The organism is Oceanithermus profundus DSM 14977, from assembly GCF_000183745.1.
GTDB classification, from domain to species: domain Bacteria; phylum Deinococcota; class Deinococci; order Deinococcales; family Marinithermaceae; genus Oceanithermus; species Oceanithermus profundus.
Map to the genome: position 1 here is coordinate 780,545 of NC_014761.1, position 24,273 is coordinate 804,817.

The 24,273-nt window shown below is 70.0% G+C and carries 27 protein-coding genes; 15 read left to right on the forward strand and 12 right to left on the reverse strand.

Annotated elements, in window-relative coordinates; translation table 11 throughout:
- Positions 1 to 3 precede the first annotated feature (3 nt).
- Positions 4 to 1,170, forward strand: coding sequence for a glutamine-hydrolyzing carbamoyl-phosphate synthase small subunit (gene carA, locus OCEPR_RS03895; protein WP_013457400.1), 1,167 nt, complete (start codon positions 4 to 6; stop codon positions 1,168 to 1,170).
- Between the two features lie 256 nt (positions 1,171 to 1,426).
- A complete protein-coding gene (locus OCEPR_RS03900; RefSeq protein WP_013457401.1) occupies positions 1,427 to 1,726 on the forward strand; it encodes a cupin domain-containing protein in 300 nt (99 codons plus the stop codon).
- A 42-nt stretch (positions 1,727 to 1,768) separates the two neighbouring features.
- On the opposite strand, the gene OCEPR_RS03905 is transcribed toward OCEPR_RS03900, so the two are convergent.
- Complete coding sequence (locus OCEPR_RS03905; RefSeq protein ID WP_013457402.1) at positions 1,769 to 3,412, reverse strand: formate--tetrahydrofolate ligase; 1,644 nt, start codon at positions 3,410 to 3,412, stop codon at positions 1,769 to 1,771.
- Between the two features lie 93 nt (positions 3,413 to 3,505).
- On the opposite strand from OCEPR_RS03905, the gene OCEPR_RS03910 reads away from it, so the two are divergent.
- Positions 3,506 to 4,792 (forward strand): MiaB/RimO family radical SAM methylthiotransferase, encoded by a 1,287-nt coding sequence (locus OCEPR_RS03910; RefSeq protein ID WP_049773496.1) that lies wholly within the window; start codon positions 3,506 to 3,508, stop codon positions 4,790 to 4,792.
- On the forward strand, positions 4,789 to 5,118 hold the full coding sequence (locus OCEPR_RS03915; RefSeq protein ID WP_013457404.1) for an HIT domain-containing protein: 330 nt from the start codon (positions 4,789 to 4,791) through the stop codon (positions 5,116 to 5,118). Before OCEPR_RS03910 ends, OCEPR_RS03915 begins: the two co-directional genes overlap by 4 nt.
- Before the next feature lie 7 nt (positions 5,119 to 5,125).
- On the opposite strand, the gene OCEPR_RS03920 is transcribed toward OCEPR_RS03915, so the two are convergent.
- The gene (locus OCEPR_RS03920; protein ID WP_013457405.1) at positions 5,126 to 5,557 is read right to left on the reverse strand and encodes a bifunctional nuclease family protein; all 432 of its coding nucleotides are present in this window, start codon (positions 5,555 to 5,557) and stop codon (positions 5,126 to 5,128) included.
- Between the two features lie 36 nt (positions 5,558 to 5,593).
- On the opposite strand from OCEPR_RS03920, the gene OCEPR_RS03925 reads away from it, so the two are divergent.
- Both OCEPR_RS03925 and OCEPR_RS03930 read left to right on the forward strand, forming a co-directional pair.
- Positions 5,594 to 6,136 carry a phosphoribosyltransferase family protein gene (locus tag OCEPR_RS03925; protein ID WP_013457406.1) on the forward strand — a complete coding sequence of 181 codons (543 nt, stop codon included), beginning with the start codon at positions 5,594 to 5,596 and terminating at the stop codon, positions 6,134 to 6,136.
- A 14-nt stretch (positions 6,137 to 6,150) separates the two neighbouring features.
- Positions 6,151 to 6,678, forward strand: a complete 528-nt coding sequence (locus OCEPR_RS03930; RefSeq protein ID WP_041554001.1) for a phosphoribosyltransferase family protein — start codon at positions 6,151 to 6,153, stop codon at positions 6,676 to 6,678.
- Here OCEPR_RS03930 and OCEPR_RS03935 read toward each other — a convergent pair.
- Positions 6,675 to 7,334, reverse strand: a complete 660-nt coding sequence (locus OCEPR_RS03935) for an ABC transporter ATP-binding protein (protein ID WP_013457408.1) — start codon at positions 7,332 to 7,334, stop codon at positions 6,675 to 6,677. The genes OCEPR_RS03930 and OCEPR_RS03935 overlap by 4 nt on opposite strands.
- A 56-nt stretch (positions 7,335 to 7,390) precedes the next feature.
- Between OCEPR_RS03935 and OCEPR_RS03940 the strand changes: the two genes are divergently transcribed.
- The 7 genes from OCEPR_RS03940 (at position 7,391) to OCEPR_RS12785 (ending at position 12,624) form a co-directional block, all read left to right on the forward strand.
- A complete protein-coding gene (locus OCEPR_RS03940; protein WP_013457409.1) occupies positions 7,391 to 8,080 on the forward strand; it encodes a Crp/Fnr family transcriptional regulator in 690 nt (229 codons plus the stop codon).
- 3 nt (positions 8,081 to 8,083) lie between these two features.
- A complete protein-coding gene (rpe, locus tag OCEPR_RS03945; RefSeq protein ID WP_013457410.1) occupies positions 8,084 to 8,743 on the forward strand; it encodes a ribulose-phosphate 3-epimerase in 660 nt (219 codons plus the stop codon).
- Positions 8,727 to 9,464 carry a 2-phosphosulfolactate phosphatase gene (locus OCEPR_RS03950; protein WP_013457411.1) on the forward strand — a complete coding sequence of 246 codons (738 nt, stop codon included), beginning with the start codon at positions 8,727 to 8,729 and terminating at the stop codon, positions 9,462 to 9,464. The genes rpe and OCEPR_RS03950 overlap by 17 nt, the downstream gene beginning before the upstream one ends.
- Positions 9,461 to 10,180, forward strand: a complete 720-nt coding sequence (locus tag OCEPR_RS03955; protein WP_013457412.1) for a phosphorylase family protein — start codon at positions 9,461 to 9,463, stop codon at positions 10,178 to 10,180. The genes OCEPR_RS03950 and OCEPR_RS03955 overlap by 4 nt, the downstream gene beginning before the upstream one ends.
- 2 nt (positions 10,181 to 10,182) lie before the next feature.
- A complete protein-coding gene (locus OCEPR_RS03960) occupies positions 10,183 to 11,016 on the forward strand; it encodes an enoyl-CoA hydratase/isomerase family protein (RefSeq protein WP_013457413.1) in 834 nt (277 codons plus the stop codon).
- Between the two features lie 64 nt (positions 11,017 to 11,080).
- A complete protein-coding gene (locus OCEPR_RS12780) occupies positions 11,081 to 11,965 on the forward strand; it encodes a phosphohydrolase (RefSeq protein ID WP_013457414.1) in 885 nt (294 codons plus the stop codon).
- Positions 11,962 to 12,624, forward strand: a complete 663-nt coding sequence (locus OCEPR_RS12785) for a TerC family protein (protein ID WP_013457415.1) — start codon at positions 11,962 to 11,964, stop codon at positions 12,622 to 12,624. The genes OCEPR_RS12780 and OCEPR_RS12785 overlap by 4 nt, the downstream gene beginning before the upstream one ends.
- Here the strand turns inward: OCEPR_RS12785 and OCEPR_RS03975 are convergent.
- Positions 12,621 to 13,313: a Crp/Fnr family transcriptional regulator gene (locus OCEPR_RS03975; protein WP_013457416.1), complete on the reverse strand. Its 693-nt coding sequence runs from the start codon at positions 13,311 to 13,313 to the stop codon at positions 12,621 to 12,623. The two genes, OCEPR_RS12785 and OCEPR_RS03975, sit on opposite strands and share 4 nt — an antisense overlap.
- A gap of 54 nt (positions 13,314 to 13,367) precedes the next feature.
- Between OCEPR_RS03975 and OCEPR_RS03980 the strand changes: the two genes are divergently transcribed.
- Entirely contained in the window at positions 13,368 to 14,006 is a 639-nt protein-coding gene (locus OCEPR_RS03980) for a phosphoribosyltransferase (protein ID WP_013457417.1), read from the forward strand.
- A 4-nt stretch (positions 14,007 to 14,010) separates the two neighbouring features.
- Positions 14,011 to 14,385, forward strand: a complete 375-nt coding sequence (locus OCEPR_RS03985) for a cupin domain-containing protein (protein WP_013457418.1) — start codon at positions 14,011 to 14,013, stop codon at positions 14,383 to 14,385.
- 15 nt (positions 14,386 to 14,400) lie between these two features.
- Here OCEPR_RS03985 and OCEPR_RS03990 read toward each other — a convergent pair whose 3' ends face one another.
- From OCEPR_RS03990 to leuC, 8 genes are all read right to left on the reverse strand, one after another.
- Entirely contained in the window at positions 14,401 to 15,360 is a 960-nt protein-coding gene (locus OCEPR_RS03990; protein ID WP_013457419.1) for an ABC transporter permease, read from the reverse strand.
- Complete coding sequence (locus OCEPR_RS03995) at positions 15,344 to 16,279, reverse strand: ABC transporter ATP-binding protein (protein WP_041554006.1); 936 nt, start codon at positions 16,277 to 16,279, stop codon at positions 15,344 to 15,346. Before OCEPR_RS03995 ends, OCEPR_RS03990 begins: the two co-directional genes overlap by 17 nt.
- Positions 16,279 to 17,427: a COG1470 family protein gene (locus OCEPR_RS04000; RefSeq protein WP_013457421.1), complete on the reverse strand. Its 1,149-nt coding sequence runs from the start codon at positions 17,425 to 17,427 to the stop codon at positions 16,279 to 16,281. Before OCEPR_RS04000 ends, OCEPR_RS03995 begins: the two co-directional genes overlap by 1 nt.
- 92 nt (positions 17,428 to 17,519) lie before the next feature.
- Positions 17,520 to 19,220 (reverse strand): dihydroxy-acid dehydratase, encoded by a 1,701-nt coding sequence (gene ilvD, locus OCEPR_RS04005; RefSeq protein ID WP_013457422.1) that lies wholly within the window; start codon positions 19,218 to 19,220, stop codon positions 17,520 to 17,522.
- The gene (locus tag OCEPR_RS04010) at positions 19,201 to 19,950 is read right to left on the reverse strand and encodes an SDR family NAD(P)-dependent oxidoreductase (protein ID WP_013457423.1); all 750 of its coding nucleotides are present in this window, start codon (positions 19,948 to 19,950) and stop codon (positions 19,201 to 19,203) included. Before OCEPR_RS04010 ends, ilvD begins: the two co-directional genes overlap by 20 nt.
- A gap of 8 nt (positions 19,951 to 19,958) precedes the next feature.
- Positions 19,959 to 21,002 (reverse strand): 3-isopropylmalate dehydrogenase, encoded by a 1,044-nt coding sequence (gene leuB / locus OCEPR_RS04015; protein ID WP_013457424.1) that lies wholly within the window; start codon positions 21,000 to 21,002, stop codon positions 19,959 to 19,961.
- Positions 21,003 to 21,023: 21 nt separating this feature from the next.
- Complete coding sequence (gene leuD, locus OCEPR_RS04020; RefSeq protein ID WP_049773576.1) at positions 21,024 to 21,647, reverse strand: 3-isopropylmalate dehydratase small subunit; 624 nt, start codon at positions 21,645 to 21,647, stop codon at positions 21,024 to 21,026.
- The gene (gene leuC / locus OCEPR_RS04025; protein WP_013457426.1) at positions 21,644 to 23,065 is read right to left on the reverse strand and encodes a 3-isopropylmalate dehydratase large subunit; all 1,422 of its coding nucleotides are present in this window, start codon (positions 23,063 to 23,065) and stop codon (positions 21,644 to 21,646) included. Before leuC ends, leuD begins: the two co-directional genes overlap by 4 nt.
- Positions 23,066 to 24,273 lie beyond the last annotated feature (1,208 nt).

Sequence of the window (24,273 nt, forward strand, 5' to 3'; positions counted from 1 at the left end):
CCAATGCACGAACGCGCCATCCTGGTTCTCGAAGACGGCACCTTCTACGAGGGGTACGCCTTCGGCCACACCGGCAAGATGCCCGGCGAGGTGGTTTTCAACACCTCGATGACGGGCTACCAGGAGATCCTCACCGATCCCAGCTACCACGGCCAGATCGTGGTCATGACCTACCCCCAGATCGGCAACTACGGGGTCAATGTGTACGACATGCAATCGAACCGGCCCTGGGTGCGCGGTTTCGTGGCGCGCGAGTTCAGCCGCATCGCTTCCAACCACCGGGCCCACCAGACCCTCGACGAGTTCATGAAGGACTACGGCGTGGTGGGGATTCACGGCGTCGACACCCGGGCGCTGGTGCGCAAGATCCGCGAGGGCGGGGTGATCAAGGGCGTCATCGCCCACGGCAGCCAGTTCTCGGGTCCCGATCACCGCTTCACGCCCGAGGAGATCGAGCGGCTGGCCTTCGAGGCGGGGGCCTGGATCGACATCGACGGCCGCGACATGACCCCCGAGGTGACCACGCCCATCCCCTACGCCTACCCGACGCTCAAGAGCGGCAAACGCATCGTGGTCATGGACTTCGGCATCAAGCACGCCATCGTCGAGCAACTGGCGGCGCACGGGGCCGAGGTGATCGTGGTTCCGGGGAAGAGCTCGCCGGCCCAGATCATGGCCCTGCAGCCCCACGGTCTGCTCGTTTCCAACGGCCCGGGGGACCCGGAGATGCCCACCTACGCGCACGAATCCTTGTGGAAACTGATGGGCCTGTTGCCCACCTTCGGGATCTGCCTGGGGCATCAGCTCCTGGCCCTGGCCGCCGGCGGGAGGACCTTCAAGATGAAGTTCGGCCACCGCGGAGCCAACCACCCGGTCAAGAACCTGCTCGACGGCAGCATCGAAATCACCAGCCAGAACCACGGGTACGCCGTGGACCTGGACAGCCTGCGGGAGTTCAAGCCCACCCACGTCAACCTCAACGACGGCACGCTCGAGGGCATGGCCCACGAGCGCTACCCCGTCTTCTCGGTGCAGTACCACCCCGAGGCCAGCCCCGGCCCCCACGACTCGCGCTACCTCTTCAAACGCTTCCTCGACGAGGTGGACGCCTTCCACGGCGAAGTGGGGATGCCGGTGGAGAAGCAGCGGACGGATTCGTTTGGGGTCTAAGGGGCGGGCGGCCGGTGAGCGGTAGGCGGTACGCAGTACGCCGCAGGGGCGGCTCCGTGTGCCCGCCCGATCAGTTCGTGGTGCAGAGTACGTAGTACGTAGTAACAGCATGGTTTATGGCCTGTAGCCCGTGGCTTGTGGTTTGTGGTGGGGCAGTCAACGGCAACGGAATCTTGGTACCCGTCATGCCCCCCACCTCCTATCCCCGCATTGGTGGCCGTGCTACGGGTAAGGGATACTGGTGGGGGAGGGCTCCATGGAAATCATCGATGCGAGCGAAGCCACAGGCGCGCCGGCGCGCAAGGTGTACGACCACCCGCAGGGTCAGGCGCTCATGGTGGTGCTGAAGCCGGGGGAGACGCTGCGGAGGCACACCGCGCCGGTGGACATCTTCATCTACGTGTTGGAGGGCGAGGGCGTGGTGCACGTCGGCGAAGCGTCGGCCCGGGTCCGCCCCGATCTGCTGGTCCCTTGCGCCGCCGGCGTGCCGCACGCGCTCGAGAACACCGGCGAGGCGGTGCTGCGCGCCCTCGTGGTGAAGCTGGGCGCCGGCTAGCCAGGGCGCGGGGCCCGGCCCCGCGCCCGGAAGGCACCTTCGTCAGAACAGCCCGACGATCCGGCCGTCCTCGGTCACGTCCACCCGCTCGGCCGCGGGCACCTTGGGCAGGCCCGGCATCGTCATCACGTCGCCCATGTAGACCACCACGAACCCCGCTCCGCAGCGGGCCTTGAGATCGGTCACGGTCACGGTGAAGTCGCCGGGGCGGCCGCGCAGCTTGGGGTCGTCCGAGAGGCTGGCGGGCGTCTTGGCCATGACCACGGGCAGCCGGTCGCAGCCGTCCCGCTCGATGCGGCGCAGCGCGTTGCGGGCCTTCTTGGTGTAGGTCACGCCCGCGGCGCCGTAGACCTCGGTGGCGATGCGGCGGATCTTCTCCTTGAGCTCTTCGTTCGGGTCGTAGAGCGGCTGCAGCTGGCCCGGCGTCTCGAGCGCCGCCAGCACCTCCTCGGCCAGCGCCCGGCCGCCCTCGCCGCCCTTGGCCCAGACCTCGGCCACGGCGAAGCGCAGGCGGTATTCGCGGGCGAAGGCGCGCACCAGCTCGATTTCTTCTTCGGTGTCGCTCGCGAAGTGGTTGAGCGCGATCACGGGGTCGAAGCCATGCTGGCGGATGTTGCCCGCGTGCTGGGCCAGGTTGGCGAGGCCCTGCTTGACGGCCTCGGGGTTGGGGACGTTGTAGTCGTCGGCGCCGCCGTGGTAGCGCAGCGCGCGAACGGTGGCGACGAGGACCACCGCCTCGGGCGCGAAGCCGGCGGCGCGGCTGACCACGTTGAAGAACTTCTCGGCGCCTAGGTCGGAGCCGAATCCGGCCTCGGTGACCACGTAGTCGGCGTAGCCAAGCGCCATCTCGGTGGCGCGCACCGAGTTGGTGCCGTGGGCGATGTTGGCGAAGGGGCCCATGTGCACGAAGGCGGGCTGGCCCTCGAGCGTCTGCACCAGGTTGGGCTTGAGCGCCTGGACCAGCAGCGCGGTCATGGCGCCGTTGGCCTTCAGCTGGTAGGCGTAGACGGGCTTGCGGTCGAAGGTGTAGCCGATGCGGATCCGGCCCAGGCGCTCCTTGAGCTCGGGCACGGTGCGGGCCAGGGCCATGACGGCCATTACCTCGGAGGCCACGGTGATCTCGAAGCCCGACTCGGCGGGCACCCCGTTTATGGGCCCGCCCAGCCCGGTGACCACGTGGCGCAGGGCGCGGTCGTTCATGTCGAGGACGCGCTTGTACTCGACGCGGCGCGGCTCGATCCCCAGGGCGTTGCCCTGGTGGATGTGGTTGTCGACCATCGCCGCCAGCAGGTTGACCGCGCTGGTGACGGCGTGGAAGTCGCCGGTGAAGTGGAGGTTAATCTCCTCCATGGGGAGCACCTGGCTGTAGCCGCCGCCGGTGGCCCCGCCCTTGACGCCGAAGACCGGACCCAGGCTGGGTTCGCGCAGGGCCACCGCGGCCCTTTTGCCAAGTTTGCCGAGGCCCTGGGTAAGGCCGATGGAGACGGTGGTCTTGCCCTCGCCCGCGGGCGTGGGCGTGAGGGCGGTGACGAGGATGAGCCGCCCTCGCTTGGGGGGCGGCTCGCCTTCGACCTTGGCCATGTAGGGGCCGTAGTGGAAGAGCTTGTCCTCGGGAATGCCGATGGCGCCGGCGATCTCGCGGATCGGACGCAAAGTCGCCTTCTGGGCGATTTCGAGGTCGGTCATGACTCCAGCTTAATCCCTGGGTATGCAGGCAACCGTCCCCCTATGCAACCCCGCGCCTTGACGGAGGTCCGGGCGGCGGCCAGAATGGTACGGATGCGGATCGCGGTGCGCACTTTGGGGTGCAAGGTCAACCAGGTGGAGTCGGATGCGCTGGTGGGGATGCTGGCGGCGCTCGAGCCCGAGGTGGTCGCGCTCGAAGAGGGCGCCGACCTCGTGGTGATCAACACCTGCAGCGTGACCACGACCGCCGAGTCCACCGCCCGCAAGGAGATCCGCCGCGCCCGCCGCGCCAACCCGGACGCCTTCGTGGTCGTGACCGGCTGCTACGCCGAGCTCGCCCCCGAGCAGATCGCCGAGCTGGGGGCCGACGCGGTGGTGCCCAACCGCAGCAAGGCCGAGCTGCCTCGCGTCATCCTCGAGCACTTCGGCCTGCCCGCCGACCCCGTCACCGCCCCGCCCAACGAGTTCTGGGGCGCGGGCGAGCGGGGGCTCTACTCGGACCGGGTGCGGGCCTTCGTCAAGATCCAGGACGGCTGCAACGCCGGCTGCGCCTACTGCATCATCCCCCGCACCCGCGGCCGCGAGCGCCACCGCGACTGGCGCAGCGTGCTGGAGGAGGCCGAGGCCCTGGCGGCGGCGGGTTACCGCGAGCTGGTGCTCACCGGGGTGCGGCTGGGCTCGTACGCCGGGCACCCGCGCGGGGTGGCGGGGCTGCTGGAGGAGCTCGCGGCCGTCGGCGTGCCCCTCAGGCTCAGCTCGATCGAGCCCGAGGACACCGGTCCGGAGCTGCTCGAGGTGATCGGCCGGTACGCCCCCTTCGTCCGCCCCCACCTGCACCTGAGCCTGCAGACGGGCGCCGACCGGCTGCTCGCGCTCATGGGCCGGCGCTACGACACCGCCTACTACCGTGAGCTGGTCGCCGCCGCCCGCGCGCGCATCCCCGGCTTCGCCCTCACCACCGACGTGATCGCCGGCCTGCCCACCGAGACCGAGGACGAGCACCGCGCCACGCTGGCCTTCCTGCGCGAGGTCCACCCCAGCCGGGTGCACGTCTTCACCTACACTCCGCGGCCGGGCACCCGCGCCGCGCGCCTGCCCCAGGTGCCCCACGCCGAGCGCAAGCGCCGCACCCACGAGCTCATCGCCCTGGCCGGGGAGCTGGCCGAGGCGCGCATGCGCCCGCTCCTGGGCCGCCGCACCGCCGTGTTGGTGGAGCGGGTGCGTTCGGGTGTGGCCTACGGTCACACCCCCGATTACTACGAGGTCGAGCTCCGTGGCGAAGGGCTCGCTGCGGGCGAGGAGGTCCAGGCCGTGATCGAGCGGGTGGAGGGCTACACGCTGGCCGCGCGCCGGGCCGAACCGGTAGACTCGAGGGCATGAGCGACTGCGTCTTCTGCCGCATCATCGCGGGGGAACTGCCGGCCGACATCGTCTACCAAGACGAACACTTCGTGGCCTTCCGCGACATCCGGCCCAAGGCCAGGGTGCACGTGCTGGTGGTGCCGCGCGAGCACGTGCCCAAGCTCTCCGACTACCCCGACAGCGAGGAGGGCGAGCGCAAGCTGGGCGCGCTCTTCCGCACCGTCAACCGCGTGGCCACCCGGGCCCTGGGGCTCGAGCACTACAAGATCCAGGCCCACGTGGGCGAGCGCGGCGGACAGGAGATCTTCCACGTGCACGTGCACGTGATGAGCAACGCGGTTTGAGGGCGGGTCAGGCTTCGGGCGTGGGGCCGTGGGGCTCGAAGTTGGCCTCGTCGATCTTCCCCTCCGCCAGCACCTTCTCGTCCACGAGGATCTCGGCGCCGGTGCGCACGGCCAGCGCCATGGCGTCGGAGGGGCGGGCGTCGATCTCGTATTCGATGCCGCGGTGGTCGATGACCAGCCGGGCGAAGTAGGTGCCGTCCTTCAGCTCGGTGATCTCGACGCGCTCGAGTTTGCCGCCGAGCATCTCGAGCACCGAGAGCAGCAGGTCCGGCGTCAGCGGTCTGGGGGGCTTTTCGCCGGCCAGGGCGACCGCGATGTTCTGGGCCTCGAGCGGGCCGATCCAAATCGGCAGCAGTTCGCCCGTCTCGGCGCGCAGCAGAGCGACCACGTTTCCGCTCTGGGCTTCGACCCCCAGGTTTTCTAGTTTTGCCTTAACCATGGCCTTATTATAGCGCTCGGGGTGTACACTAAAGCCATGAAGAGCTATCCCATCGAGATCGGCGGGGTGAAGCGCGAACTGCCCGTGGTGCAGGTGGGCGACGGCGTGGCGGTCGCCCTGCTCAACCTGCTCGGGGACACCGAACTGACCGAAGCGGTGGCCGAAGAGATGGCGAAACGGCTGCCGGAACAGGTCGAGGTGCTCGTCACCCCCGAGGTCAAAGCGGTCCCCCTGGCCCACGCGCTTTCCCGCCGAACGGGTCTGCCGTACATCGTCGCGCGCAAGACCGCCAAACCCTACATGATCCAGCCGGTCACCCGCGAGGTGCTCTCGATCACCACCGGCAAGCCGCAGCTGCTGGTGCTCGACGGCGCGGACATCGCCAAGATCAAGGGCAAGAAGGTGGCCATCGTGGACGACGTGGTCTCGACCGGCAGCACCCTCAAGGGGTTGCGCGAGCTGATCGAGAGCGTCGGCGGCGAGGTGGCCGCGGTGATGGCCGTCTTCACCGAGGGCACCCCCCGCGACGACGTGATCGCCTTAGGCCATCTGCCTCTGTTCAGCCCCGAGGAGGCCTGAGGAGCATGGTGACCATGGACACCTACCCCATCCAGATCGGCGGCGTGACCCGGCACGTCCCCCTGCACGAACCCTTCCCGGGCGTGCGCATCCCGCTCGTCGACTTCCTGGGTGACATCGAGTTCGTCCGTGCGGTGATGGGGGAGCTCGAGCCCAAGATGCCCGGCGACGCCGACCTGATCGTGACCGTCGAAACCTCCTCGATTCCGCTGGCGCACGAACTGGCCGCGGCGCGCGATCTGAACTACATCGTGGTGCGCAAGCGCCGCCGCCCCTACATGGTCGACCCCATCATCCAGGAGGTCGAGTCGCTCACCCTGGGGGCCGGCGAGGTCCTTTGGCTCGACCGCCGCTACACCGAGCACATCCTCAACAAGAACATCGTCCTGGTCATGGACGTCGTGGCTTCGGGTGGGACGATGCGCGCGCTCGAGCGCGTGGTGCACCGGGCCGGGGGCAAGGTGGCCGCGCGCATGGCCGGCTTCCACCAGGGCAACGGGGCCGAGGGCATCCTCACGGCCGGCGAACTGCCCCTGCTCTAGCCATCCACCAGGCGCCCGTCTTCGAGGCGCCAGGCCGGCAGCCCCTCCACCAGGGCCTCGTCGTGGGTCGCCAGCAGCACGGCGGCCCCGTTTTCTTCGGCCAGCTCGAGCAACAGGTCCTTGACCTTGCGGGCGTTGGCGCGGTCGAGGGCGCCGGTGGGTTCGTCGGCGAGGACGACCCGCGGCCGTGGGTAGAGGGCCCGGGCCACGGCCACCCGTTGCCGCTCACCGCCCGAGAGGGTGTCGGGCCGCTGGTGGGCGTGCCCCGCCAGGCCGACCCGTTCGATCAGGCGCCGCGCCCGTTCGGGGTCGGGCCGGCCGGCGATCATGCCGGGCACCAGCACGTTCTCCAGGGCGGTGAGCTCGTCCAGCAGGTAGTGGTGCTGGAAGACCAGGCCCACCCGGTCCCGCCGCAGCCGTGCCAGCTCCTCCTCGCTGCGCCGGCTGACCTCGACCTCGCCCCACCACAACCGCCCCGACGGCAGGGGCAGGATGCCCGCGAGCAGGTGCACCAGCGTCGTCTTGCCGGAGCCGCTGGGCCCCAGAACCGCCCGCACCGCGCCCGGCTCCAGTTCCAGGTCGAGGCCCTCGAAAAGCTCGAGCTCGGCGTAGCGAAAGGTCAGCCCCTCGGCTTTGAGCGCCCACACGTCCACCATCCTACCCACAAACCGGGGTAGGCCCGGAGGGCCGGTTTCGTATAGATTATGGGGTAATGAAGCTCGACGTGTCCGACATCATCAGCCGCTCCCCGTTGTTCGAGGGCGTTCCTCCCGAAGGCTACGAGATCGCCGAGCAGGCCTTCCGCACGATCGCGCTGCGCCCCCGGCAGACCGTCTTCGAGGCCGGGGACCCCGGGCACGCGCTCTACCTGATCCGCTCCGGCAAGGTTAAGATCTCGCACCGCAACCTGGACGGCCGCGAGAAGGTGCTCGCCTACCTGAACCCCGGCGAGATCTTCGGCGAGATGAGCCTGGTGGACGACGAGCCCCGTTCGGCCACGGCCACGGCCGTCGAGGACACGGTCATCCACGCCCTCTACCTGGAGGAGTACTGGGGGCTGGTGCGGCGCTTCCCGCAGGTGGCCCACAACCTGGCGCGCATCATCGCCCGCCGCCTGCGCGAGATGAACCACGAGGTCGAGGTGCTCACCTTCGAAGAGGCGCGAGGCAAGGTGGCTTACGCCCTGCTCAAGCTCTACCGCCACCGCTACGGCGAGGAGACCCCGCGCGGGCGCAGCATGCCGCTCACCCACCGCGAGCTCGCCGACCTGGCGGGCACCAGCCGCGAGACGGCCACCCGCGTCCTCGGGCAGTTTCAGGAGCTCGGCCTCGTCGCCTTCGAGTCGCGCCTGATCGAGGTGCGGGATCCGGCAGGCCTCGAGAACGTGCTGTACGATTTGTAGGAAATGCCCCTTATCGCACCTTCCATCCTATCCGCCGACTTCGCCCGTCTGGCCGACCAGGTTCGCGCGGCCGAGGCGGCCGGCGCCGACTGGATCCACGTCGACGTGATGGACGGGCGCTTCGTGCCCAACATCACAATGGGCTTCGTCGTCGTCGAAGCGTTGCGCCCGGTCACCCGCCTGCCCCTGGACGTCCACCTGATGATCGTGGAGCCCGAGCGCTACGTCGAGCGCTTCGTCGCCGCCGGCGCCGACGTGGTGACCGTCCACGTCGAGGCGACGGCGCACGTCCACCGGACGCTGCAGCTGATTCGTTCCGCGGGCGCCCGGGCGGGGCTGGCCGTGAACCCCGCCACGCCCCTCGACTGGTTCGAGGACGTGCTGGGCGAGCTCGACCTGGCGCTTCTGATGAGCGTCAACCCCGGCTTCGGGGGGCAGAGGTTCATCCCCCGCAGCCTCGAGCGGCTCGAGCGGCTGGCCGCGCTGCGCGACCGCGTCAACCCCGAAGCGCGCATCGAGGTGGACGGCGGGGTCGGCCCCGGCAACGCCGCCGAGTTGGTGCGGCGGGGGGCCGACGTGCTGGTCGCGGGTTCGGCCGTCTTCGGCGGCGACGGCACGGTCGCCGAAAACCTGAGCGCGCTCCGCGATGCCGCGCAGGCTTAGCGCCGTCCTCTCGCCGGCCGAGGCGCTGCCGCCGGTGGCGACGGCGCTGGTGGTGGACGTGATCCGGGCGACCACGACCGCGGCCTTCCTGCTGGCCGCGGGGGCGCGCGAACTCGTGCTTACCGCGGAGGTCGCGCAGGCCCGGGCCGAGGCCCGCCGGCGCGGCGCGCTCCTCGCCGGCGAACGCGGCGGCCTGCCCCCCGAAGGCTTCGACCTTGGCAACAGCCCGCGCGAGGCCGACCCCGAGCGGGTGCGCGGCCGTGCGGTGGTGATGACGACGACGAACGGCACCCGGGCGGCGCTGCGCGCGGCCGGAGCCGCACAGCGGGTGGGGCTCGCGGCCCTGGTCAACGCCGGGGCGGCGGTGCGCTGGGCCGCCGCCCGGGAAGGCGACCTGGTCCTGGTGGCGGCGGGGCGTGAGGGGCGGGCGGCGCTTGACGACGCCTACGTCCTGGGGGCGCTGGTGGCGGGCTTCCGCGTCCTCGAGCCCGGGGTCCGGCTCGACGACGGGGCCAGGCTGGCGCAGGCCCTCTTCCTGGCCCACCCCGAGCCGCGCCCCTTGCTGGCCGCCAGCGCCGCCGCCGAGGCGCTGGCGGCGGTCGGCCTCGCCGCCGATGTGGAGGCCTGCGCCCGCATCGACGCGCTCGCGCTGGTGCCCGAGCTCGCCGCCCGCGAGGGCGCGGCGCTGCGTTTCCGGCCCGTGTATCCTAAGGGCGTATGAGCCCACTGCACGTTCGCGCCAAGACCGGCGAGGTCGCCCCCTTCGTCCTCCTGCCCGGAGATCCCGGCCGGGCCGAGTACATCGCCGAGACCTTCCTGGAAGACGTCACCACCTACAACACCTACCGATCGCTGCTCGGCTTCACCGGCACCTACAAGGGGCTGCCGGTCAGCGTGCAGACCACCGGCATGGGCTGCCCCTCGGCTTCGATCGTGGCCGAGGAGCTCGTGCAGCTGGGCGCCCGCGTCCTCGTGCGGGTCGGCACCAGCGGCGCGGTGGACCCCGCATTGTCGGCGGCCGACCTGCTCGTCGTCCAGGGGGCGGTGCCGCTCGACGGCACCACCCGCCAGTACCTGGAGAACCGTCCCTACGCGCCGATCCCCAGCTGGCCGGTTTTGAAGGCGCTGGAGCGGGCGGCGGCCGCCTCGGGCGAGCCCTACCACGTGGGGCTCGTCGCCACCGAGGACGCCTTCTACGCCACCAACCCCGAGAACGCGCGCGCCTGGCACCGCTACGGCGTCATGGCCTTCGAGATGGAGGCCGCGGCCCTCTTCCTCGTCGCCAAGATGCGCGGCGTCCACGCCGGGGCGCTGCTGACGGTCTCGAACCAGATCGGCGACACCGAGTTCGTCGAGGAGAGCCTGCTGCGGCGGGGCGTGCACCGCATGATCGAAACCGCCCTGGAGGGGCTCGTCCTTCTGGAAGGAGAGGTGTAGGCATGGCTCACGAACACGACCATTCGCACGAAGAGGTACCCGCGTTCGCGCTGGAAGTGCCCGAGTTCGAGTTCCTGCGCTACGAGGTCGCGGAGGGGATCGCCTGGGTGACCTTCACCCGACCCAAAGCGCTCAACGCCCTGGCGGCGGACGTGCTGCGCGAGATCGCCGAAGTGACCGAGGTCATCGCCGAGGACCCCGAGGTCAAGGTGGCCGTCTTCACCGGCGAGGGCAAGGCCTTCGTGGCGGGGGCCGACATCAGCGAGATCAACGCCCTCAAGGACGTCTTTATCGGCCGCGAGTTCGCCCTGGCGGGTCAGGAGGTCATGAACCACATCGCCGCGCTGCCGGTGCCTACGATCGCTGCGATCAACGGCTACGCGCTCGGCGGTGGGCTCGAGCTGGCGCTGGCCTGCGACCTGCGCGTGGCCGCGAAGAAGGCCAAACTGGGCCTGCCCGAAGTGGGCCTGGGCCTCATCCCCGGATTCGGCGGCACCCAGCGGCTGCCGCGGCTCGTGGGCGTGGGCCGCGCCTTCGACCTCATCCTCACCGGTCGCCACGTCCCCGCGGAGGAGGCGCTCGCGCTCGGCCTGGTCAACCGCGTGGCCGACGACGCGGCGGCCGCGGCCCGCGAGCTGGCGCAGCAGATCATGAAGAACAGCCCGGTGGCGCTGGCGCTGGCCAAGGAAGCGGTGGCGCGCGGGGCCGACGTGCCCCTCCCCGAGGCGCTCGAGATCGAGGCCGACCTCTTCGGCATGACCGTGACCACCCACGACATGCGCGAGGGCACCGCGGCCTTCCTGGAAAAACGGGCGCCCGAGTTCAAGGGCGAGTAGTCCGCGTCCGCCGGGAAAAGCGGTAGAATGAGCTTTCTGGGGCCGGTCCCCATGGAGGTCGCCATTGTCTGACCAGAGGGAACGCATCATCCACATCGCGAGCCCCAAGTCGCGGCTCTACGTCGAGGCGGACCAGTCGATCCGCAAGGGGCTCGAGCCCTACCCCAAGGCTCTGGCCGCCTACGAGATGCTTTCCAAGGACCCGGAGGCGCGCGGCCACTGGGACATGGCCAACTACATCACCATGCACAAGCTGGGGTACAACGACCACGGCCGCGTGCACGCGCTGCTCACCGGGGCCGCCTCGGTGGCCATCCTGCAGCTGCTCGTCGACGCCGGGGTGCGCCCCGACACCGTCGAGTCGGGGGTCGGGGACCTCGAGGACGCCTTCGTCGTCGTCATCCTCTCCACGATGCTGCACGACATCGGCAACCAGGTGCACCGGGAGCACCACGAGGCCTTCGGCGTCACCCTGGCGCTGCCGATCCTGAACCGCATCCTGGGCGAGCTCTACCCCAAGCCCGAGCAGCGCATCGAGCTGCGGGCGCTGATGCTGCACTCCATCTACAGCCACGACCTGCACCCCGAGCCGCTGACCATCGAGGCGGGCGTGACCGCGGTGGCCGACGGCACCGACATCACCAAGGGGCGCGGCCGCAAGGCCTTCAGCCTGGGCTCGATCGACATCCACTCGATCTCGGCGCTGGCGGTGGACGAGGTGATCATCATGCGCGGCGACGCCATTCCCATCGAGATCCGGGTGCGCATGAACAACGCCGCCGGCATCTTCCAGGTGGAGGAGACCCTGACGAAGAAGGTGCTCCGCAGCCCCATCCGCGACTACGTCACCGTGGTGGCCACCTCCGACACCAACAACGACCACGACCACCGCATCATCCAACGGGTTCGCCTGCACGACCGCGAAGACCGTTTCGTGCTCGAGGAATGACCGCCGAAGCCACCCTCCTGGGCCTGTTCAGCATCGTCCTGATCGATCTCGTGCTTTCGGGCGACAACGCGGTGGTGATCGGCATGGCCGTGCGCGACCTTCCCGGCCGCCTGCGGCGCCGGGCCATCCTGATGGGCACGCTCGGCGCCATCGGCCTGCGCGTCACCTTTACCATCCTGGCGGCGTTGCTGCTTTCCGTGCCCTTCCTGCGCGCCCTGGGCGGCGTGGCGTTGTTTTGGATCGCCGCCAAGCTGCTGGGCGGCGAGGAAGAAGAGGCCCGGGTGGGGAGCGCCGCCTCGTTTTGGCAGGCGGTGACGCTGATCATCGTCGCCGATTTCACCCTGAGCCTCGACAACGTGCTGGCCGTGGCGGGGGCGGCGGGGGGGCACCTGGGGCTCTTGGTCTTCGGCCTGATGCTCTCGATTCCCATCCTGATGCTGGGCTCCGCCGCGATCGCGCAACTGCTCAACCGCTGGCCCTGGCTGAGCCTCCTGGGTTCGCTCGTCATCGTCTGGGCCGGGGCGCAGCTCATCTCCCACGACCCGCGGGTGCACGCCTGGCTGGCCTGGCCGCTCTGGGCCTGGTTCGCCCTGGGGCTGGCGACGATGGCGGCCCTGCGCGGGCTCAACCGCTGGCAGGCCCGGCGCACCGTCCCTTAGCTCTCCCAGAGCAGGTCCTCGATCATGCGTTCCAGGGGCTCGAGCCGGACGCGGTACCGTCCGCGGGTCCCCTCCACCAGGCCCAGGTCGCGCAGCTGCCCCAGGGTGTGGGTGATCGTCACCCGGGTGCTCCCCGACATGGCGGCGAGGTCTTCCTGGCGCAGCTCGCTCTCGATGCGCACCCAACCCTCGGGTTCCTGCTTTCCGAAACGGCGCGCGGTCCAGGTGAGCACCCGGCCCAGGCGCACGATCACCGGCGCGGTCGCCGATTCGATCTGGTCTTCCAGGTGCGAAAGGTGCGCCGCCAGGCTGCCCGCGAGGCTGAGGGTCACCCGCGGCAGCTCGCGCGCCACCTGGACGAACTGTTCGCGGTTGATGGGGCAGGTGACCACCCCGTCCGAAGTGCAGACCGCGTCGGCCTTGTAGACGGCGCCGTCTTCCAGGAACTCCGCGCCCAGGATGTCGCCCGGCCCCGCGAGGTGGAGGATGCGCTCCTTGCCCGAGGGGCCCTGGCGAACGATCTTGAGCATACCGTCGAGGACGACGGTCAGTTCGTCGCAGGCGTCGCCGCTCATGAAGACGGCCTCGTCCTTGCGGTAGCTGCGGGGCGGGCAGATCTGGCCCAGCCGCATCTTTTCCTCTTCGCTGAGCCGCTCGAGGAACCCGGCCCGGGGGATGAACCACGACATACGGCCTCCTTCGTGCCTTCAGCCTAAGCGTTGGGAGTACAATAAACGTGAGCCATGTCGGTATTGTTTTTCGAAGACCGGACGGAAGCCGCGGGGTTGCTGGCCGAGGCGCTCCGCCCGCTGAACCTACGGAAGCCCGTGGTGCTGGGCATTCCCCGCGGCGGGGTGGTGCTGGCCGACGTGCTGGCGCGGGAGCTGGGGGGCACGATGGACGTGGTCCTGGCCCGCAAGATCGGCGCGCCCGGCAACCCCGAGTACGCGCTTGGGGCCGTGGGCGAGGACGGCCAGGTCTTCCTGCAGCCCTACGCCTCGAGCATCGCCGACGAGGGCTACCTCAAGGCCGAGATCGGGCGGCAGATGCAGGTGATCCGCGAGCGCCGGCGGCGTTACCGGGCCGTGCGCCCCAAGGAGCCCCTCGCGGGCCGCGACGTGGTCCTCACCGACGACGGCATCGCCACCGGCAGCACCATGGAGGCCGCCCTCACCGCGGTGCTGGCCGAGGCGCCCGCGCGGGTGGTGGTGGCCGTGCCCGTGGGTCCGCCGGAGGCGGTGGAACGCCTGCGCCGCCGGGCCGAGGTGGTGGCGCTCAGCACCCCGCCCGACTTCGTCGCCGTGGGCGCCTACTACCGACGCTTCCCCCAGGTGAGCGACGAGGACGTGGTGCGGCTGCTCTCCGCCTGGGCGATAGAATAACGCCATGGAGATCCAGGCGTTGGTGCGCCCCGCCGATGGGGCGCCAAAGAAACCGGTGGCCAAAGGGAAGGGGGCCTTTCTGCAGGTACTGATCGGTCCCGAGGACGGCGCGCCCAATTTCATCCTGCGGCGCTTCACGCTCGAGCCCGGCGGCCGCATCCCCGCCCACCGTCACCCGACGATCGAGCACGAGCAGTTCGTGCTGAAAGGCAGGATGACGATCGGCCTGGACGGCGAGGAGCGCGAGGTCGGCCCCGGCGACGCCGTCTTCATCCCTGCGGGGGTGGCCCACTGGTACGAAAACCGCGGCGATGAGGCCGTCGAGTTTATCTGCGTGATCCCCAAGACCAAGGAATACGAGACCGAGTGGTTGGCCTAGGGGGCACGCGGCCCCCTAGGCCCGGATCTCGGCCCGCTGGAAGAACACGTAGGCGAGGGTGAAGAAGAGGACGCTCGCCGCAACGAGGCCGGCGAATTGCGGCCAGACGAGCAGCAGCGACTGGCCCAGCGGCAGCGGCGTGCCGAGGACCATGCCCTCGAGCTGCGCCGGAAGCACGGGGCCGAGCGAGCGCACCTCGGGCCGCAGCAACGCCAGGGTGGCCTCGGCGTAGAGCGTGTTGGGGGCGACCCGGGCGAGCATCAGCTCCGTCTGCGCCTGCCGGTAGAGCTCCTCTTGGAAGCCGTAGCGTACGGGGCTCAGCGCCGGCGCGAGCAGCCCCGCGATCATCCCCCAGAAGACGGTGAGGAAGAGCCAGAGGCCGATCGCGGCCAGCGCGCTGGTGGTGGGGCTTTTGAACACCGTCGAGAAGAAGAGGGCCACCGCGAGCCAGACGCCGCCGTAGGCCAGGGTCGCCGCCAGGTAGAGGAGGCTGCGCGCCACCTCCTCGCCCGAGGGGGCGAGGCCGGTCAGCAGCACGCCCAGCCCCGTGATCAGCAGCCAGGTCGCCAGCAGCACCAGGCCCAGCGTCGCGAGCCCCGCCAGGTACTTGCCGAAGAGGAGGGCGTCGCGGTAGATCGGCTGGGCGAGCACCCGCCCCAGGGTGCGCCGCTGGTGTTCGCCGTTGACCGCGTCGAAACCCAACGCGATGGCCAGGAGCGGCACCAGGAAACCGGCGAAGGCGACGAACGAGGGAAGCGGGTCCTTGGCCGTGGTAAAGAGCCGGAGGAAGAGGAAGACGTCCTCGCCGACGGTGGACTTGATCGTCTGGATGGCGGCGTAGATCGTCCCCGCCGCGGTCAACACGATCAGGAGCTCGAGCAGCCGCATGCGGGCCCCCGAAAGCTGGTCCGCGAACTCCTTCAGAAACACCGGGCCCAGACCGGCGAACGCCGAACCCTCACGCCGCGTCGCCATGGGACACCTCCTCGAAGTAGGCGCGGTAGACCTCGTCGAGATCGGGCTCTTCCAGATCCAGCCGCAGCAGCCGGCCTCCCCGCCGCACCACGGCGCGGGCGGCGTCGTCGCGCAGGTCGCGCTCGGCCTCCAGCAGGTAGCGGGCGCCGTCGCGCCGCACCCGCAGCACGCCGGACAGGCCGCCGAGGGCGGCCTCGAGGTCCTCGCCCTCGGCTTCCAGATGAATCCGGTAAGCGCCGCCCAGCACCTGCCGGGCCAGCTCCGGAACGCTGCCGACGAGCGCCATGCGGCCCTTGCGGAAGAGGCCGACACGGTCGGTGACCGTCTGCACCTGATGGAGCAGGTGCGAGGAGAGCAGCACCGTCAGCCCCCGGTCCCCCAGCGCACGGATCAAGCCGAGGAACTCGTGCGCGGCCTGGGGGTCGAGGCCCAGGGTGGGTTCGTCGAGGATCACCAGCTGCGGCTCCTTGAGCAGCACGTCGGCCAGGCCGAGCCGCTGCTTCATCCCCCGGGAGTAGGTGCGCACCGGACGGTCGGCGGCGTCGGTCAGGCCCATCGAGTCGAGCGCCTCGTCGATGCGCGCGTCGACGCCGGGACCGCGCATCCCGTTGAGCGCCGCGGTGTACCGCAGGTTCTCCCGGCCCGAGAGGTCGTCGTAGAAGCCCACGGTGTCGGGCAGGTAGCCGACCCGCCGCTTGACCGAGAGCGGTTCGCGCACGGGGTCGTGCCCCAGCACCCGCACGCGGCCCGAGGTCGGCTCGGTGAGGCCCAGGAGCATCAGGATCGTCGTCGTCTTCCCGGACCCGTTGGGGCCCAGCAGACCGAAGACCTCCCCCTGTTCGACGTGCAGGTCGAGCCCGTCGACGGCGACCAGGTCGCCGTAGCGTTTGCTGAGGCCTTGGGTTTCGATGGCCGTCATCATCGCCTTCCGAAGCGCGCCACCGCCAGCGCCAGGACCCCCAGGGCCACCGCGATCAGGCCGACGCCCACGACGCCCCAGACCGTCGAGGTCAGCACCGTGATGCGGAAGTCGGCGTTTTCGGGCGTGCCGTTCTTCGGGCGTGCGGTGAGGGTGACCATGTAATCGCCGGCGATGGCCTTGGACGAGGGCTTGATCTTGACCGTGACCTCGGCCTGTTCCCCGGCGGGTATCGCGTCGATGCGTTTGGGTTCGAAGCTTAGCTCCCAGCCGGAGGGTTCGTACGAGGAGAACTCCACCTGTTTGGCCTCGGCGCTGCCCCGGTTCTTGACGACGATCTTCAGGGGCGACGTGCGCCCGGCGTAGGCGCGGCCCGAAAGGCGCCCGTCGGGGGTGGTGAGGCTCAGCTCGGGCCGTCCGGTGATCACGGCGGTCAGCTCCAGGCCCGCCCTGGCGGCTCCGCTCCTCGCGGCCACCTCGATCTTGTATTCGCCCGCCTGCACCCGCGGGGGCGGGCTCACCTCGATGTCGACGTTCTTGGTCTCGCCCGCCTTGATGGGCAGTGTGGTCACTTCCTGCCCCGAGAACTGCGGCTTGAACACGACTTCGAAGCCCTGGGGGGCGTCGGCCTCGAGGCCGACGAGAAGGTCTTGATCCGATTCGTTCTTGAGGGTGGCCCGGTAGCGGAAGGTGGTCTTGGGGGTGCCCTTGAGCACGGGTAGTTCCACCTCGAGCCGCAGCGAAGGCGGCAGCACCTTGCCTACGGTGAGGGTGAGGGGGAGGCGGGCCCGGGCGCTCGCCCCCTCGGCGAGAACGGTCATCGTGTAGCGGCCTTCCCCGACCTCCTTGGGCACCTCGACGCGGAGGGTGAGGTTCTGCGTAGCGTCGGGCGCCAGGAAAGCGGCCTCGACCACCCTTCCGCTGCCCAGGAAGGCGACCGTCCAGCCCGCGGGCGCGCCCTCGACGCGCAAGCGCGTGAGCTGGGGTGGGAGGCCGTAGTTCCTCAGCGTCAGGGGAAGGTTGACCACCTCGCCCGCCTTGACGGTGAGCGCGGGGTAGGGGGTGGAGAGCACGAGTCCTTTGTAGGTGGTCTGCCCTTGTGCGAACGTTACGGCCAACGCCAACAGGAAGCCTGCGAGTCTCCGCATCGTTCACCTCCAACGCACCAATTTTCCAGCAATAGGGGATAAAAAATATGAACCGCAGGGACGCAACCCTGCGGTTCGGCGCACGGCGGCGGCTACTCGGGTTCGCGCAGCACCGCGCCGTGGGCGGCGTTGGTGACGAGCGCCCGGTAGCGCTTGAGCCAGGAGCCGTTCACCGGTTTGACCTTGGGTTTGAAGCGGGCGCGCCGGCGCGCGAGCTCGGCCTCGTCCACCCGCAGCTCGATCCGCCCTTCGATCAGGTCCAGGGCGATGACGTCGCCTTCCTGAACCAGGCCGATCGGCCCGCCCTCGGCGGCCTCGGGGCTGACGTGGCCCACCGCGGCGCCCCGGGTGCCCCCCGAGAAGCGGCCGTCGGTGACCAGGGCCACGCTCTCGCCCAGGCCGCGGCCGACGATGGCGCTGGTGGGGGCCAGCATCTCGCGCATGCCGGGGCCGCCCTTGGGGCCCTCGTAGCGCACCACCACCACGTCGCCCGGCCGGATCCGGCCGGCGTCGATGGCCGCTTGGGCCTCCTCTTCGCTGTCGAAGACGCGGGCCGGGCCCTCGTGGCGCATCATCTCGGGCACCACCCCCGCGGTCTTGACCACCGCCCCTTCGGGGGCGAGGCTGCCGAAGAGGATCCGCAGCCCCCCCTGGGCGTCGTAGGGGTTTTCCAGCCGGCGGATCACGCGCTCGTCGCGGATCTCGTAGCCCTCCGCGAGCTGCTCGCCCAGGGTGCGGCCGCTGGCGGTGCGCGCCTCCAGGTTCAGATAACCGCCGCGGGCGAGCTCGCCCAGGATGGCGAAGACGCCGCCGGCGCGGTCGAGGTCTTCCATGTGGTAGGCGCTCGAAGGCGCGATCTTGCACAGCGTGGGCGTGGTGCGGCCGATGGCGTCGAGCTTTTCGAGCGCGAAGGGGATGCCCGCCTCCTCGGCCACGGCCAGGGTGTGGAGCACGGTGTTGGTGGAGCCGCCCATGGCCACGTCGAGGCGGAAGGCGTTTTCGAAGCTCTGCTCGTTCACGAAGTCGAGCGGCTTCACGTCCTCCTCCACCATGCGCATCAGCCAGTTCACCGCGGTCTTCTTCAGCTCCTCGCGCCGCGGGTCGGTGGCCAGGATCGAGCCGTTGCCGGGCACGGCCAGGCCCAGGGCCTCGAGCAGGCAGTTCATCGAGTTGGCGGTGAACATGCCCGAGCAGCTCCCGCAGCTGGGGCAGGCGAGCTGTTCGATCTGCTCGAGCCGCTCGGGGCTCATCGTACCCTCCTTGACCGCCCCCACGCCCTCGAAGACGCTGATCAGGTCCAGCGCCTCGCCGTCGAGGTAGCCCGCCTTCATCGGTCCGCCCGAGACGAAGACGCTGGGCAGGTTGACCCGCACCGCGGCCATCAGCATGCCGGGCACGATCTTGTCGCAGTTGGGGATGAAGATCGCCCCGTCGAAGGCGTGGGCCCGCAGCATCGTCTCCACGCTGTCGGCGATCAGCTCGCGGCTGGGCAGGCTCCACTTCATGCCCTCGTGGCCCATGGCGATGCCGTCGTCCACGCCGATGGTGTTGAACTCGAAGGGCACCCCGCCGGCCTCGCGGACGTAGCGTTTGATGCTGCGCACGAACTCCTGCAGGTGGGCGTGCCCCGGGACGATGTCCACGTAGCTGTTGACCACCGCGATGAAGGGTTTGTCGAAGTCGGACTCGCGCTCGATCACGCCGGTGGCGCGCAAAAGCGAGCGGTGGGGCGCGCGTTCGAGCCCCTTCTTGATGACGTCGCTGCGAAGACGCTTATTCTTTTCGCCAGTCATAGACCGTTCCCGTGTAGCGGTGGGGGTCGGCCTCGAGGACGCGAACCAGGTAGTTCGCCGCCTGCTCGGGGCTGATCAGCACCCCCTTTTCCTTGTAACCGCCAAAGATTTCGTGCAGCTGCTCGGCCGCGCCGCCGGTGGCGCTGCGGGCCTGTTCCTGCATGCCGGTGTCCACCACCCCGGGGCGGTAGGCGAAGCTGGCCACCATCGGGGCTTCGGCTGCGACCTGACGCGCCAGGTGCTCCTCGGCCGCTTTGGCGATGGCGTAGGCGCCGATGCCGGGCAGGTTGTACTCGGCCGCGCCCGAGCCGACGTAGACGGCCACGCCGTCGCCAGCGGCGATCAGGTCGGGCAGGGCGAATCGGGTGAGCTGGTAGGCGCCGGTGAGGCTCGCCCCCAGCACCTCGTTCCAGTGGCGCTCGGGAAGCTCCCACAGGAGCGGTCCCGCGTGCAGCACCCCGGCGTTGTGCACGAAGCCGTAGAAGCGGCCCAGCTCGCGCGCCAGCTCCACCAGCCGGCGGGCGGTTTCGGCGGCGGCCACGTCGCCCGCGTGGTGGCGCACCTGCACCCCCTTCGCTTCGACTTCCCGCGCCACTTCCGCCAGGGCCTCCTCGCCGCGGGCGGTGAGCACCAGGTGGGCCCCGCGCTCGGCCAGCCCCAGCGCCAGGGCCCGGCCGATGCCGCGCGAGGCTCCGGTCAGGATCAGGGTTCTTCCTCTCAGGCTCGGCATACTCCAGTTTACCCGCTCAGGTTCGCGAGCACCGCTTCGGTGAATGCGGCGGTGGAGGCGTCCCCGCCCAGGTCAGGGGTGCGGGCGCGAGCCAGCGCCGCGGCCACCGCCCGCTCGATCGCCCGGCCCGCCTCGGGCCGCCCCAGCGCGTAGGTGGCCAGCATTCCCGCCGAAAGGATGGCCGCGGTGGGGTTGGCCACGCCGCGGCCGGCGATGTCGGGGGCCGATCCGTGCACCGGCTCGAAGAGCGGCGTGCCCTCGCCCAGCGAGGCCGACGGGAGCAGCCCCAACGAGCCGGGGAGCACCGAGGCCAGGTCCGAGAGGATGTCGCCGAAGATGTTGCCGGTCACGATCACGTCGTAGTCGGAGGGGTGGGTGACCAGGTGCATGGCCATGGCGTCCACGTACTGGTGCTCGAGCGCCACCTCGGGCCAGCCCTCCGCCACCTCTTCCACGGTGCGGCGCCAGAACTCGCCCACCTCGAGCACGTTGGCCTTCTCCACGCTGGTGAGCTTCTTCCGGCGCTTGGCGGCGGCCTCGAAGGCCACCCGCGCCACCCGCTCCACTTCGGGCTTCGAGTACCGCATGGTGTTCCAGGCCTCGGCCTCGCTCATGCCCCGCGGGTCGCCGAAGTAGAGGCCGCCCGTGAGCTCGCGCACGATCAGCACGTCCACCCCGCGGGCGATCTCGGGCTTCAGCGGCGAGAGGTCTTCGAGGCCCTCGAGCACCCGTGCCGGGCGCAGGTTGGCGAAAAGCCCCTGGTCTTTGCGCAGCGCCAGCAGGCCGGTCTCGGGGCGGATCTCGCGGGGAACGCCGTCCCACCTGGGCCCGCCGATCGCGCCCAGGAGCACCGCGTCGGCCGCGGCCACGCCGCGCCGGGTGGCCTCGGGGTAGGGTTCGCCGGCGGCGTCGATGGCCGCGCCGCCGAAGTCGAAGTAGTCGAAGCCCAGCTCCAGGCCGAAGACGTCGGCGACCTTTTCGAGCACCCGCACCGCCGCCCCGGTCACCTCGGGGCCGATGCCGTCGCCGGGGAGAACCGCAATCTTGTGCATGACGTTTCCTTTCTCCGTGCCTCAGGCCCGGCCGCGGTAACCGCCGCGTTTGCCCGGCCCCGGCCGAGCGGCGTCAAGCTTCTTGATCTCGTCCATCGCCTCCAGCAGCTCGGCCAGCGGGTCCCAGCGCCCGCTGACGAGGGCCTCGCGGGCCGCCTCGCGGATGGCCAGCGGCGCCACCCGCCCGCCGAAGCGCACCTCGCGCGCCTCCAGGTCCACCTCCACCTCGCCCTCGGGATGGGCCTCCACCCACTCGGCCAGCACCCCCAGGTCTTCGGGGTCGAGGGTCACGCAGACCAGGCCGATCTGGGTGGCGTTGCCGAAGAAGATCTCGGCGAAGCTCTCGCCGATGATCGCTTGGAAGCCGGCCCGCTTGATGGCCTGGGGGGCGTGCTCGCGGCTGGAGCCGGAGCCGAAGCCGGCCCCCACCACCAAGACGCGCGCCCCCCGGCGCTCGGGGCGGTTGAGGGGGTGGTCCTTGGGGTTGCCGGCCTCGTCGTAGCGCTCGTCGTAGAAGAGCGCCTCGCCCAGCCCGTCGAAGGTGACGGCCTTGAGGAAACGCGCGGGGACGATGCGGTCGGTGTCGATCTCGTCGCCGGGGATCACCACGGCGCGCCCGCGTACTTGTTTGATGGCTTCCATCAGGCCTTCACCCCCAAGACCTCGCGCACGTCCACGACCTCGCCGGTCAGGGCCGCTGCGGCGACCATCGCCGGGCTGGCCAGCAGGGTGCGACCCTGGGGCGAGCCCTGCCGCCCCTTGAAGTTGCGGTTCGAGCTGCTGATCGAGATCTCGTCGCCCACCAGCTTGTCGGGGTTCATCGCCAGGCACATGCTGCAGCCGGCGTAGCGCCACTCGAAGCCGGCGTCGCGGAAGATTTGGTCGAGCCCCTCGGCCTCGGCCTGGCGGGCCACCTGCTCGCTGCCGGGCACGACGATGGCCCGCACGCCCGCGGGCACCCGGCCGCCCGCGGCGCGCACCACCCGCGCGGCCTCGCGCAGGTCGCTCAGGCGGCCGTTGGTGCAGCTGCCCACGAAGGCGACGTCGATCTTCTGCCCCTTGATGGGCCGGCCGGGCTCGAGCTTCATGTATTCCAGCGCCTCGCGCACCAGCGCCGCCTCCTCGTCCGGGACACCTTCCGGATCCGGCACCCGTTCCTCCACGGTGATCGCCTGCCCGGGGTTGATGCCCCAGGTGACGTAGGGGGCGATCCGCGAGCCGTCGATTTCCACCACGTCGTCGTACTCGGCGTCGGGGTCGGAGGCCAGGCCGCGCCAGTGGGCCACGGCCGCCTCCCACTCGTCTTCCGCGGGCGCGTAGGGGCGGCCTTTCAGGAAGGCGAAGGTGGTCTCGTCGGGGTTGACGTAGCCGATGCGGGCCCCGCCCTCGATGGACATGTTGCAGACGGTCATGCGTTCTTCCATGGTCATCCCGTCGATCACCGCACCGCCGTACTCGTAGGCGTAGCCCTGGCCGCCCCCCACGCCCAGGGTGCGGATGACGTGCAGGATCACGTCCTTCGCGCCCACGCCGGGCCGCAGCCGGCCGTTGACGTTGATGCGCCGCACCTTGAGCCGGGGCATGGCCACCGTTTGGGTGGCCAGCACGTCGCGCACCTGGGTGGTGCCGATGCCGAAGGCGATGGCCCCAAAGGCGCCGTGGGTGGAGGTGTGGCTGTCGCCGCAGACGATGGTGAACCCCGGCTGGGTCAGGCCCTGCTCCGGTCCCACCACGTGGACGATGCCCTGCCTGCCGCTGCCCACGTCGAAGAGTTCGATGCCGTGCTCGCGGGTATTCTTGCGCAACTCCTCGATCATCGCCTGGGCCAGCGGATCGGCGAAGGGCTCGCTGCGGGCGTCGGTGGGGACGATGTGGTCCACCGTCGCAAAGGTGCGGTGCGGCATGGCTACCCCGAGCCCCAGTTCCCGCAGCATTCCGAAGGCCTGCGGGCTGGTGACCTCGTGGATGAGGTGCAGGTCGATGAAGAGCTGGCTCTGCCCGCTTGCGAGCCGGCGCACCTCGTGGGCTTCCCAGACCTTTTCGTAGAGCGTTTTCCCGGCCACGTGTCCTCCTCGTTCCGACAACGAAAAACCGCCCGGCGGGGGCGGTGAGCGCAGTCCAAACGCCAACCTACCCCCGTGGAGGCGGAATTAGCGTTAGGGCGCGCGCGTACGTCATCTTGCGCATGAGTATACGTTCGGCCCCGGGCGGCGTCAACAGGGCCGAGTCGGGGTGTGGGTTGTCGGGGGTGGGAGGTGGGCCGGTTATGCATCGGCGATCGACGCTTGGCGTGCGTTGAGCCAACAACCCCCACCCCGGCCCTCCCCCAGGGGAGGGAGGTTTTTCGCAGCGAGTAATTCGTCATTCCAGCCAAGCAGGCCCTTGGCCTGCGCGAGCTGGAATCCAGAGCGGAAAGCACGGTGAGCGCTTCGTTTTTGTCTGATGACGACTCTTGAAAACCTCCCCCTTGGGGGAGGTGGCCGCAGGCCGGAGGGGGGTTGTTTTTTGAGGATGCAGGGGGTCGGGGGTGGGATGTGGGTTGGCCACGATTCGAATGATGGGCGATGGCTTCGTTGGCGCCAACAACCCCCACCCCAACCCTCCCCCAGGGGAGGGAGCATTATTTCGCAGTGACCGAACCGCGTAGTTTGGGCGCGGCATGGGGCCCGATAGTCGGCTTCGCCGGGAAGTGGGTTGTAGGGGGTGGGAGGTAGGAAAATCAAGCTTCGTATCCGGCATACTGCCCCACGACCTCGTCGGCAAACTTCTTCGAATAAAAACCTACATCCCACACCCCACCTCCTACCTCCCGTTTTCCCGTTCCCCGGACGACCGAGGCGGATAGCCGGGGGGAGATCCGGGAGCCCGCCCTGAACTCGATTCAGGGCCTGCCCCGGACTTGATCCGGGGTCCATGCCGTACGAACAGCCGAGGTTTCGCTGCCGCTGACTGGCCCACCACGAGCCACAAGCTAAACGCCACAGGGTGCGCAGTCCCGCTACCGCGAACAACGCACCGCGCACTATGCACCAAACGCCTCCCGGTAGTGCACGGTCCGCTTCCGCCACATTCAGCCGACTGCGCCGACTCCGCTTGACAGCCCGCGCGGCCGGGCATACAATCGCGGCAAGATGCATGCGTTTGCGAGCATTATTCTCCGCCCCGCGCTCGGCCTAGTACTAGGTCGGGGCGGGGGTGGCTTGCTGACGTAGCGTCTGTTCGTTTTTAGCAAACCGCACCCCGCCGCTCATGGCGGGGTGTTCGTTTGGCA

Coding starts and splice junctions, on each gene's coding strand:
- ilvD (WP_013457422.1), bottom strand. CDS start 19,220: ATGACTGGCGAAAAGAATAAGCGTCTTCGCAGCGACGTCATCAAGAAG.
- OCEPR_RS03940 (WP_013457409.1), top strand. CDS start 7,391: ATGAAGCTCGACGTGTCCGACATCATCAGCCGCTCCCCGTTGTTCGAG.
- OCEPR_RS03975 (WP_013457416.1), bottom strand. CDS start 13,313: ATGTCGTGGTTCATCCCCCGGGCCGGGTTCCTCGAGCGGCTCAGCGAA.
- OCEPR_RS04010 (WP_013457423.1), bottom strand. CDS start 19,950: ATGCCGAGCCTGAGAGGAAGAACCCTGATCCTGACCGGAGCCTCGCGC.
- OCEPR_RS03920 (WP_013457405.1), bottom strand. CDS start 5,557: ATGGTTAAGGCAAAACTAGAAAACCTGGGGGTCGAAGCCCAGAGCGGA.
- OCEPR_RS03935 (WP_013457408.1), bottom strand. CDS start 7,334: ATGGTGGACGTGTGGGCGCTCAAAGCCGAGGGGCTGACCTTTCGCTAC.
- rpe (WP_013457410.1), top strand. CDS start 8,084: ATGCCCCTTATCGCACCTTCCATCCTATCCGCCGACTTCGCCCGTCTG.
- OCEPR_RS03900 (WP_013457401.1), top strand. CDS start 1,427: ATGGAAATCATCGATGCGAGCGAAGCCACAGGCGCGCCGGCGCGCAAG.
- OCEPR_RS03950 (WP_013457411.1), top strand. CDS start 8,727: ATGCCGCGCAGGCTTAGCGCCGTCCTCTCGCCGGCCGAGGCGCTGCCG.
- leuB (WP_013457424.1), bottom strand. CDS start 21,002: ATGCACAAGATTGCGGTTCTCCCCGGCGACGGCATCGGCCCCGAGGTG.
- OCEPR_RS03995 (WP_041554006.1), bottom strand. CDS start 16,279: ATGACGGCCATCGAAACCCAAGGCCTCAGCAAACGCTACGGCGACCTG.
- OCEPR_RS03925 (WP_013457406.1), top strand. CDS start 5,594: ATGAAGAGCTATCCCATCGAGATCGGCGGGGTGAAGCGCGAACTGCCC.
- OCEPR_RS03990 (WP_013457419.1), bottom strand. CDS start 15,360: ATGGCGACGCGGCGTGAGGGTTCGGCGTTCGCCGGTCTGGGCCCGGTG.
- OCEPR_RS12785 (WP_013457415.1), top strand. CDS start 11,962: ATGACCGCCGAAGCCACCCTCCTGGGCCTGTTCAGCATCGTCCTGATC.
- OCEPR_RS03905 (WP_013457402.1), bottom strand. CDS start 3,412: ATGACCGACCTCGAAATCGCCCAGAAGGCGACTTTGCGTCCGATCCGC.
- OCEPR_RS03985 (WP_013457418.1), top strand. CDS start 14,011: ATGGAGATCCAGGCGTTGGTGCGCCCCGCCGATGGGGCGCCAAAGAAA.
- OCEPR_RS03960 (WP_013457413.1), top strand. CDS start 10,183: ATGGCTCACGAACACGACCATTCGCACGAAGAGGTACCCGCGTTCGCG.
- OCEPR_RS03915 (WP_013457404.1), top strand. CDS start 4,789: ATGAGCGACTGCGTCTTCTGCCGCATCATCGCGGGGGAACTGCCGGCC.
- OCEPR_RS04000 (WP_013457421.1), bottom strand. CDS start 17,427: ATGCGGAGACTCGCAGGCTTCCTGTTGGCGTTGGCCGTAACGTTCGCA.
- OCEPR_RS03930 (WP_041554001.1), top strand. CDS start 6,151: ATGGACACCTACCCCATCCAGATCGGCGGCGTGACCCGGCACGTCCCC.
- OCEPR_RS03980 (WP_013457417.1), top strand. CDS start 13,368: ATGTCGGTATTGTTTTTCGAAGACCGGACGGAAGCCGCGGGGTTGCTG.
- OCEPR_RS03910 (WP_049773496.1), top strand. CDS start 3,506: ATGCGGATCGCGGTGCGCACTTTGGGGTGCAAGGTCAACCAGGTGGAG.
- OCEPR_RS03955 (WP_013457412.1), top strand. CDS start 9,461: ATGAGCCCACTGCACGTTCGCGCCAAGACCGGCGAGGTCGCCCCCTTC.
- carA (WP_013457400.1), top strand. CDS start 4: ATGCACGAACGCGCCATCCTGGTTCTCGAAGACGGCACCTTCTACGAG.